The following is an 11,187-nucleotide window of genomic DNA, read 5'->3' on the forward strand; positions in this document are numbered from 1 at the left end:
AGGACCGGCCGCGCCGCGCGGCCGTCTCCTCCTTCGGCATCAGCGGAACCAACGCCCACCTCATCCTCGAGCAGGCACCGGCCCCGGCCCCGCAGACCGCCCCCGCGCCCGAGCCCGCCGTCGTGCCCTGGGTGCTCTCCGCCCGCACCGACGACGCCCTGCGCCAACAAGCCGCCCGTATCCGGGACTTCGTCGCCGCCGATGCCGAGCTGAGCACCACCGCCGTCGCACGCAACCTCGCCGCCCGTGCCACCTTCGAGCACCGCGCGGTCGTCGTGGGCGCCGACCGTACGGAACTGCTCGCCGGTCTGGACGCCCTGGCCGCGGGCCGGGACGCGGACGGCCTCGTCACCGGAGCGGAAACCGCCGGACGGACGGCCTTCGTCTTCCCCGGCCACGTCGCGCCCACCACCGAATGGGCCGTCGGGATCCTCGAACTGGCCGACCAGCAGCCGGTGTTCGCCGCACGACTCGACGCCTGCGCCGACGCCCTGTCCGGGTTCGTCGACTGGGACCCGCGCGCGGTGCTGCGCGCCGCGCCGGACGCGCCCGCGCTCCTGGAGGCGGACGTGCTCCGCCCCGTGCTGTGGGCCGTGCACGTCTCGCTGGCCGCCCTGTGGCGGTCGTTCGGCGTGCTCCCCGACGCGATCGCGGGCGGCGGCGCCGGAGGGGTCGCCGCCGCCTGTGCGGCGGGGGTGCTCGATCTCGCCGACGGCGCGCGCCTGATCACGGCCCCGGCCGCCGAGGCGGACGCCCTGCCGCTGCTCGCCGGGATCACCCCGGCCCCGGGCGACGTGGCGCTGCACGGCGCGGCGGGCGCGCTGGACCCCGCCGACCTCACCCCCGCGCACTGGGTACGGACCCTGCGCGAGGAGGTCGGCGCGCAGGAGCTGTGCGCGGCCCTGTCCGCCGACGGGTTCGCCACCTTCGTCGAGTTCGCCGCCCCCGCGGCCGTGACCCCCTTCCTGCTCGACGCGGCCCGCGTGCACGTGCGCACGGCGGCCGTCGACTGGGCGGGCACGCTGCCCCCGGTGGTCCCGGCCGTGCTCCCCGCGTATCCCTTCCAGCGGCGCCACTACTGGCTCGACGCGGTCGAGCCGACCGCCGACGTCAGCACGGCCGGACTCGACGGCACCGCCCACCCCTTGCTCGGCGCCCTCGTTCCGGTGGCCGGTGGCGAGGGGCTGCTGCTCACCGGACGCCTGTCCCTGCGCACGCACGGCTGGCTCACCGACCACACCGTCGCCGGGACGGTCCTGCTCCCCGGCACCGCGTTCGTCGAGATGGCGTTGCGGGCCGGTCAGGAAGCCGGGTGCGGCCGGTTGGACGACCTCATGCTGGAGGCGCCGCTGCCGCTCGGCACGGGTGCGGTCCGGCTCCAGGTCGTCGTGGACGCCCCCGACGCCGCCGGGCGCCGCCCGGTGGGCATCTACTCCCGCCCCGAGCGGCCCGCGGCCGCCGCCGCGGGCACGTCCGCCGACTCCGGCTCCGACGGCGCGCCCGACGAGGTGTGGACGCGGCACGCGTCCGGCCTGCTGGCCCCCGGTACGGACACGGCGGCCGCCGCCGCCGCGCCCGCCCGGGACGGGGTCTGGCCCCCCGAGGGCGCCGAGCCCGTCGCGGTCCCCGAGCTGTACGCGGCGCTGGCCGCCCAGGGGTACGCCTACGGCCCCGACTTCCAGGGCGTACGGGCGGCCTGGCGGCGCGACGGCGAGGCCTTCGCCGAGGTGCAGCTCGCCGAGGAGCAGACCGGCGGCGCGGACTCCTTCGGCATCCACCCCGCGCTGCTCGACGCGGCCCTGCACACCGGGCTGCTGCCCGCCGCGGCCGCCGACGCGGGCACGGGCCCGGACGCCGACGGGCCCCGGCTGCCGTTCGCCTGGTCGGGCGTCGAGCTGCACGCCACCGGGGCGACCACCGTCCGCGTCCGACTGACCTCACCCGCCCCCGACACCCTGGCCCTGGACGTCACCGACCCCGCGGGCCGGCCCGTGGCCTCGGTGGCCTCCCTCGCCCTGCGCCGGATCCCCAAGGGAGCGCTCACCGGCGCCGGGGACGGCGCCGAGTGGTTGTACGCCGTCGAGTGGACCGCGCCGGTCCGCGCCGCGCACGCCCCGGCGGACGGTGACTGGGCCGTCCTCGGCCCGGACCGCACCCCGGCGGACCGGTTCACCGCGGCCCTGCGCGCCACCGGCCGTACGGTCACCCGCCACGCGGACGTCACGGAGCTGGCCGCGGCCACCGCGGCCGGGGCCGCGGTCCCCGCCGTGGTGCTGCTGGTCGCCGCCGCCCCCGCGGAGCCCGGTTCGGCGCTGCCCGACCTGGTCCGCGCCACCGCGCACCGGGTGCTGGCCGAACTCCAGACGTGGACGGCGCAGGAAGCCTTCGCCCGGACCCGGCTGGCCGTGGTCACCTCGGGGTCCGTCGCCACCACCGGCGGCGAGGACCTGACGGACCTGGCCGGAGCGGCCGTCTGGGGGCTCGTACGCACCGCGCAGAGCGAGCAGCCCGACCGTTTCGCGCTGGTCGACCTCGACGGCGCCGAGGCCTCCGCCGCCGCCCTCGCACAGGCCCTGGCCGGCGGCGAGTCCCAGCTCGCGCTGCGCGACGGCGCGGTGCTGGTGCCCCGGCTGGTCCGGGCCCGGCCGGACGGCGAAGGCGTACCGGCCCTCGACCCCGAGGGCACGGTACTGATCACCGGAGCCTCCGGCAGCCTCGGTTCCCTCTTCGCCCGGCACCTGACCGCGCGGCACGGGGTCCGGCGGCTGCTGCTGGCCAGCCGCCGCGGCGCCGACGCGCCCGGCGCGCTCGAACTCGCCGCCGAACTCGGCGCGTCGGGCGTGGACGTCCGCTTCGCGTCCTGCGACGTGGCCGACCGGGACGCGGTCGCCGCGCTGCTGGCGTCCGTACCGGCCGGGCACCCGCTGACGGCCGTCGTGCACACCGCCGGACTCCTCGACGACGGCACCCTGAACTCGCTCACCCCGGACCGCTTCGACGCCGTACTGCGCCCCAAGGCGGACGCGGCCTGGCACCTGCACGAACTGACCCGGGAGGCGGGCACCGAGCTGGCCGCCTTCGTACTGTTCTCCTCGGTCACCTCCACCCTCGGCAACCCCGGCCAGGCCAACTACACCGCCGCCAACGGGTTCCTCGACGGGCTCGCCGAGCACCGAGCCGCCCTCGGCCTGCCCGCCACCGCCCTCGGCTGGGGCCTGTGGGGCGAGGCCACCGGACTCACCGGCCACCTCGACCGGGCCGACCTGGCCCGGATGACCCGGGGCGGCATCGCCCCGATGGAATCCGCGCAGGGCCTCGCCCTGTTCGACGCGGCCCTCGCCACCGGCCGCCCCGCCCTCGTCCCGGCCCGCCTCGACCTCGCCACCCTGCGCGCCGACGCGGGCGCCGGGCAACTGCCCGCCGTCCTGGCCTCCCTGGTCCGGGCCCCGGCCCGGCGGGCGGCGCGGGCGGGCGGCGGCGGCAGCGAATGGGCCGAGCGGACCGGAGCCCTGACGGAGACCGAGCGGCGCACCGCCGTCGCCGAACTCGTCACGGCCAACATCGCCACCGTGCTCGGCCACGACACGGGCACCCGGGTCGACGAGAACCGCGCCTTCCGCGACTTCGGCTTCGACTCGCTCGCCTCCGTCGAACTGCGCAACCGGCTGAACGCGGCGACCGGCCTGCTGCTCTCACCCACCCTCGTCTTCGACTTCCCGACACCCGGCGCCGTCATCGGACACCTCACCGAACTGGTCGCGGGCGGCGACCGCGGCGGCCCCGCCGAGGACGCCGACCTCGCCCGCCGGGCCGCCACCCGCGACGACGACGACCCCATCGCCATCGTCGGCATGAGCTGCCGCTACCCCGGCGGCGTCGCCACCCCCGAGGACCTGTGGCGGCTCGTCCGCGAAGGCGTCGACGCGGTCGGCGAGTTCCCCGCCTCCCGCGGCTGGAACGTCGACGACCTCTACGACCCGGACCCCGACCGCACCGGCCACACCTACTCCAAGGACGGCGGCTTCCTCTACGACGCCGACGCCTTCGACGCGGAGTTCTTCGGGATCAGCCCCCGCGAGGCGCTGGCGACCGACCCCCAGCAGCGGCTGCTCCTGGAAACCGCCTGGGAGAGCTTCGAACGGGCGGGCATCGACCCGGCGACCCTGCGCGGCAGCCGCACCGGCGTCTTCGCGGGCGTCATGTACAACGACTACGCCTCCCGGCTGCACCAGGCACCCGACGGCTACGAGGGCTACCTCGGCAACGGCAGCATGGGCAGCGTCGCCTCCGGCCGGATCTCCTACACCTTCGGCCTGGAGGGCCCCGCGGTCACCGTCGACACCGCCTGCTCCTCCTCGCTGGTGGCCCTGCACCTGGCCGTACGGGCCCTGCGCGACGGCGAATGCACCCTCGCCCTGGCCGGCGGCGTCACCGTCATGTCGACCCCCACCACCTACATCGAGTTCAGCCGCCAGCGGGCCCTGTCCCCCGACGGCCGCTGCAAGGCCTTCTCCGCCGCAGCCAACGGCACCGGCTGGGCCGAGGGCGTCGGCGTCCTGCTCCTGGAACGCCTCTCCGACGCCGAACGCAACGGACACACCGTCCTCGCCCTCGTCCGCGGCAGCGCCGTCAACCAGGACGGCGCCAGCAACGGCCTCACCGCGCCCAACGGACCCGCCCAGCAGCGCGTCATCCGCCAGGCCCTCGCCTCCGCGCGGCTGACCGGCGCCGACGTCGACGCCGTCGAGGCCCACGGCACCGGCACCAAGCTCGGCGACCCCATCGAGGCCCAGGCCCTGATCGCCACCTACGGGCAGGAGCACGACGACGACCAGCCGCTGTGGCTCGGCTCCTTGAAGTCCAACATCGGTCACAGCCAGGCCGCCGCGGGCGTCGGCGGCGTCATCAAGATGGTCATGGCCATGCGCCACGGCGTACTGCCCCGCACCCTGCACATCGACGAGCCCACCGGGCACGTCGACTGGGAGCAGGGCGCGGTCTCCCTGCTCGCCGAGGAACAGCCCTGGCCCGAGCGCGACCGGCCGCGCCGCGCCGCCGTGTCGTCCTTCGGGATCAGCGGCACCAACGCCCACGTCATCATCGAGCAGAGCGCCGCCCCGGCGCCGCCCGCCCCGCGGAGCCTGCCCCCGTACCCGGGCGCCCTGCCCTGGGTGCTGACCGCCCGCTCCGACGAGGCGCTGCGCGATCAGGCGGCCCGGCTGCGCGCGTTCGCCGCCCCGGGACCCGACGGCGCCGCCCCCGACCCGGCCGACGTCGCGCTCTCCCTGGCCACCACCCGCGCCGTCTTCGACCACGGTGCGGTGGTCCTCGGCAGCGGCCGGGAGGAGCTCCTCGCCGGACTCGACGCGCTCGCGGCCGGGACCGAGGCACCCCAGCTCCTCAAGGGGCGCCCCGCCGGAAGCGGCCGGACCGCGTTCCTCTTCACCGGCCAGGGCAGCCAGCGGCCCGGCATGGGACGCGAACTGTACGACTCCTTCCCGGCGTTCGCGGACGCCTTCGACGCGGTGTGCGCCGGGCTCGACCCGCACCTCGACCGCCCGCTGCGGGAGATCGTCTTCTCGGCCCCGGACAGCCCCGAGGCCGAACTGCTCCACCAGACCCGCTACACCCAGGCCGCCCTCTTCGCCGTCGAGACCGCGCTGTTCCGGCTCGCCGAGCACCGCGGGCTCACCCCCGACCTGCTCATCGGGCACTCCGTCGGCGAGCTGGCCGCCGCCCACGCGGCGGGCGTCCTCGGCCTCGCCGACGCCTGCGCCCTGGTCGCCGCGCGCGGCCGACTGATGCAGGCCGCCACCCCCGGCGGCGCGATGATCGCCGTACGGGCCGCGGAGGCCGACGTCCTTCCCCTGCTCGCCCCCCACGAGGGCCGACTCGCGCTCGCCGCCGTCAACGGACCGGCCGCGCTGGTCATCTCCGGAGACACCGACGCGGCCCTCGAGGTCGCCGCACAGCTGCGGGAACGGGGCGTCAAGACGCACCGGCTGACGGTCAGCCACGCCTTCCACTCGGCGCACATGGACAGCGCGCTGGAGGAGTTCCGCGCCTTCGCCGCCACCCTCGACTTCCGCCCGCCCGCCGTACCGGTCGTCTCCAACGTCACCGGACGCATCGCCACCGCCGGGGAACTGACCGACCCGGACTACTGGACCCGGCACATCCGCGGCACCGTCCGCTTCCACGACGGCGTCCGCACCCTGCACGCCGAGGGCGTCACCAGCTACCTCGAACTCGGCCCCGACCCCGTGCTCGCCACGATGGTCACCACCTCCCTCGACGGCGAACGCGGCCCCGACGGAGAACACCTCGTCAGCGTCGCCGCCCTGCGCGGCGGCCGCCCCGAGGCCCGCACCCTGGGCCGGGCGTTCGCGGCCGCCCACGCCGAGGGCGCCCTCGCCCTGGCCGTGGCCGCGGGCGCCCCCGCCGACTGGCCCACGCTCCTCGCCGAACACGGCGCCCGGCCCGTCGACCTGCCCACCTACGCCTTCCAACGCACCCGGTACTGGCTGGACGCGCCCACCGCCCGCGCGGACGCCGCCGCCACCGGACAGGACCTCGCCGGGCACCCGCTGCTCGGCGCCCGGGTCCCGCTCGCCGACGGCGCCGGCCTGCTGTTCACCGCACGCCTCTCGCTCGCCGACCACCCCTGGCTCGCCGACCACGTCGTCGACGGCCGGATCCTGCTGCCCGGCGCCGCCCTCGCCGACCTCGCCGTGCACGCGGGCGACCACCTCGGATGCGACCGGATCGAGGAACTCACCCTCGAAGCACCCCTGGAACTCCCCGAACGCGCGGCCCTGCGGCTGCAACTGTCCGCCGGACCCGCCGACGGATCGGGCCGCCACACCTTCACCGTGCACACCCGCCCGGACACGGCCGCCGCCGGCTCCGGCACGGACGCGGACGGCGACGCCCCCTGGACCCGGCACGCCACCGGAGTCCTGGCCGCCCGCACCGCCGACGACGCCCCGGCCGCCCCGCTCGGTGCCTGGCCGCCGCCCGGCGCGCACGCCCTGGACCCGGACGAGCTGCAGGACCGGCTGCTCACCGCGGGCCTCGGCTACGGCCCCGCCTTCCAGGGCCTGCACGCCGCCTGGGAGCAGGACGGCACCCTCTACACCGAGGTCCGGCTGCCCGGCGAACCGCCCCTGGAACCGGCCGGCTTCGGCCTCCACCCGGTCCTGCTCGACTCCGTACTGCGGCCGCTGGCCCTCGGCGGGCCCGCCCGCGCCGCCGGGCCCGACCGGATCCACATCCCCTTCGCCTGGAGCGGCCTCACCCTCCACGCCACCGGCGCCACCGCCGTACGGGCCCGGATCACCCCCGCGGCCGCCGAGGGCACCTTCACCCTCGACCTCTTCGACCCCACCGGCACCCCGGTCGCCCGCGTCGACACCCTCGCCCTGCGGGCCCTGCCCGAACGGGCGGCCACCGGCACGGGCGGCGGCGCCGCGCTGCTCGCCCTGGAGTGGACCCGCCTCGACGGGGCGCCCGCCCGGACCCTGACCGACTGGGCCGTCCTGGACAACCCCTGCGCCCTCACCGTCCCCGACCCGACCACGGGAGAGGCGGCCCCCGGCCGCCACCCGAGCCTCACCGCCGCGGCCGCCGCCTTCGCCGCCCCCGGCGCCCCCGCCGACGTGCTGCTCGCCGACGTCACCCCGGCCGCGCTGGCCCGCGGCGAGGAACACCCCGGGGGCCCGGCCGCAGCCGTCCGGCCCGCCCTGGCGGCCGTACTCGAACTGCTCCAGGACTGGGCCGGACACGACGCCCTCGCCACCGCCCCGCTCGCCCTGCTCCTGCGGCGCGGCGCCGCCGTGCTGCCCGGCGAGGTCCCGGACCCCGCCGTCGCCGCGGTCGCCGGACTGCTGCGCACCGCCCAGGCGGAGTACCCCGGCCGGATCGTCGTCCTCGACACCGACACCAGCGAGGCCTCCACGAAGGCCCTGCCCGACGCGGTGGCCCTCGGCCTCGAACGGCGCGAACCGCAGCTCGCGCTGCGCGCCGGTCAGCTGTACGCGGCCCGGCTCACCCCCTCGGTACCGGCCCCCGCCGCCGCGGGGAACGGCGCTACCTTCGACCCCGACGGCACCGTCCTGCTGACCGGAGCCACCGGCATGCTCGGCGGCCTGGTCGCCCGACACCTGGTCACCGCACACGGCGCCCGCCACCTGCTGCTGGTCAGTCGGCGGGGCCCCGACGCGCCCGGCGCGGCCGAACTGACCGGCGCCCTCACCGAGCTGGGCGCCGAGGCCACCGTCGTCGCCTGCGACACCGCCGACCGCACGGCCCTCGCCGCGCTGCTCGCCGCCGTGCCCGCCGCGCACCCGCTGACCGCCGTCATCCACACCGCCGGCGTCCTCGACGACGGCGTCCTGAGCCGACTGACCCCGCAGCGGTTCGACACCGTACTGCGCCCCAAGGTCGACGCGGCCTGGCACCTGCACGAGTTGACCCGGGACGGCGACCTGTCGGCCTTCGTCCTCTTCTCCTCCATCGCGGCCACCATCGGCACCCCCGGCCAGGCCAACTACGCCGCGGCCAACGCCTTCCTGGACGCCCTCGCCGTACGCCGCCGGGCCGAGGGACTGCCCGCACTGTCCCTCGGCTGGGGCCTGTGGGGCGAGGGCGGCGGCATGGGCGAGGAACTCCAGCAGAGCGACCTCGCCCGGCTGGCCCGCGCCGGAGTCGCCCCGATGACCAACGCGTTCGCGCTCGGCCTGCTCGACACCGCGCTCGCGGGCGCCGCGCCGGCCACCGTCGCGACCCGTCTGGACGTCGCCGCACTGCGCGCCCAGGCCGCGGCGGGCGACGTGGCCGCACCCCTGCGGGCACTGGTACGGACCCCCGTGCGCCGGGCCGCGGCGTCCGCCCCGACGGACACCGCCGGGGGGCTGGCCGCGCAGCTGGCCCCACTGGGCCCCGACGAGCGGCGCGCCCTGGTCCTGGACACGGTTCTCACCGAGGTCGCGGGGGTGCTCGGACACACCGACACCCGGGGCATCGGCGTACAGCGCGGCCTCCAGGAACTGGGCTTCGACTCGCTGACCTCCGTGGAACTGCGCAACCGGCTGGCGACGGCCACCCGACTGGCCCTCCCGGCCACCTTGATCTTCGACTACCCGACGGCCGCCGCCCTGGCCGCCGAACTCACCGACCGGCTCGCCCCCGCCGAGCCGGACCGCGCGGCCACCCTGACCGCCGAACTCGACCGCCTGGAAGCCCTGCTGGCCGCATCGGCCGCCGATCCGGGGCTGGCCGGACTCGGCAGCAGGCTCGAGGGCCTGCTGCGCACCTGGCAGGCGGGCCGCAACGGATCACCGGGCGCCACCCCCGGACCGGACCCCGACGAGGACCTGGACTCGGCGACCGACGACGAACTGTTCGCCGCGCTCGACGGCGAACTGGGCGCCCTCGACTGACCGACACCCCGCAGGACCCCACCCCGCAATATCCGCAATATCCGCAACAACCCGGATGTACAACCGGAAAACGGAAGAAGAGGTGCGCGCGTGAGCACTTGGCGCGGTAATCCCTGGGCAGTGCTGACCACACTGGCCCTCGGGTTCTTCATGACTCTGCTGGATCTGACGATCGTGAACGTCGCGATCCCCGACATGATGGCCGACCTCGGTGCCTCGCTGGACCAGGTGCTGTGGGTGGTCAGTGCCTATGCCCTGGTGCTGGCCGTCCTGCTGATCACCGCGGGCCGGCTCGGCGACCTGTACGGGCCGCGGAAGCTGTTCCTGGTGGGCGTCACCGTCTTCACCCTGGCCAGCGTCCTGTGCGGGCTCGCCCAGAACCCCGCCGAACTCATCGCCACCCGTGCGGTCCAGGGCCTCGGCGCGGCGTTGATGGGCCCGCAGACGATGGCGATGATCGTCGCGGTGTTCCCGGCCGAGCGACGCGGCACGGCGATGGGCATCTGGGGCTCGGTCGCCGGTGTGGCCACGATCTCCGGACCGACCCTCGGCGGCCTCCTGGTCAGCGCGATCGGCTGGCGCTGGATCTTCTTCGTCAACCTGCCCGTCGGCATCGCCGTCCTGGTGATGACCCTCCTGATCGTGCCGGACATCCGCTCCGGCCGCTCCCACCGCTTCGACATCACCGGGGTGCTCATCGCGAGCGCCGCACTGCTCGCCCTCTGCTTCGGGCTCCAGGAGGGCCAGCGGTACGAGTGGAACGCCCCGATCCTCGGCTGCATCGCGCTCGGCGTCGTGCTCATCGCGGTGTTCGTCCTGCACCAGAAGGCCAAGCAGGACGACGAACCGCTGATGCCGTTCGCGGTCTTCAAGGACCGCAACTTCACCCTGATGTCGCTGATCGCGGGCCTGATCGCGATGTCCATGCTGGGGCTGGTGCTGCCCTTCAACCTCTACCTCCAGTCGGTGCTCGGGATGAGCGCGATGAAGGCCGGCCTGACGCTGGCCCCCTCACCGCTGGTGTCGATGAGCATCGCCCCCTTCGCGGGCCGGATGTCCGACAAGATCGGCGGAAAGTACGTCCTGATGTTCGGCCTGGTCATGTACGCGAGCGGGATCGGCCTGGTCAGCGCCCTGGCCGGGACCGGAAGCCACTGGTACACCTTCACCCCCGCGATGCTCGTCACCGGCCTCGGCACCGGCTGCCTCCTCGCACCGCTCGCGACCGAGGCGATGCGCAACGTGAAACCGCAGCTCGCGGGCGCCGCCTCCGGGGTCAACAACACCCTGCGTCAGATGGGTTCGGTGATCGGAGCCTCGGTCGTCGGCGCACTGATGCAGCACCAGCTGATCAGCGAGGTGCACTCCGGCGCCGCGGCCCGGGCCGGGGAACTCCCCGCCACCGCGCGGGACCGCTTCGTCGACGGCTTCGGCTCCGCGGACGCCGTGCAGGCGGGCGGCCACCCGAACCTGACCGGGCTGTCCCAGGACGTGGCCGCGCAGGTGACCCGCCTCGCGCACGAGGTCTACGGTGACGGCTTCCTCGGGATGATGCACACCACCCTGATGCTCCCCGTGCTCGCCCTGGCGCTCGGCGTCGGCGCGGCCACGGCCACCCGCTCGCACGTCAAGCGGGCCGCGGACGCCGCGACGAAACCGCCGGTGCCCGCCACCGCGGACGCCGGCGCGAGCTGACCCACCCGTCCCGCGTCCCCCCGCGACGCCCCGGCCCGGCACCCTCCAGGTG

2 protein-coding genes are annotated in these 11,187 nt (G+C 76.1%); both read left to right on the top strand.

Features of this window, described 5'->3' with window-relative positions; all coding sequences use genetic code 11:
* Positions 1-9,440: SDR family NAD(P)-dependent oxidoreductase (locus ACFWAR_RS38145; protein WP_385787947.1), on the top strand; the 9,440-nt coding region annotated here is incomplete at its 5' end.
* Positions 9,441-9,560: 120 nt separating this feature from the next.
* Positions 9,561-11,135 (top strand): DHA2 family efflux MFS transporter permease subunit, encoded by a 1,575-nt coding sequence (locus ACFWAR_RS38150; RefSeq protein WP_385787950.1) that lies wholly within the window; start codon positions 9,561-9,563, stop codon positions 11,133-11,135.
* Positions 11,136-11,187: the final 52 nt, after the last annotated feature.

Origin of the sequence: Streptomyces sp. NPDC059917 (genome assembly GCF_042730635.1) — a bacterium.
Taxonomy (GTDB): Bacteria; Actinomycetota; Actinomycetes; order Streptomycetales; family Streptomycetaceae; genus Streptomyces.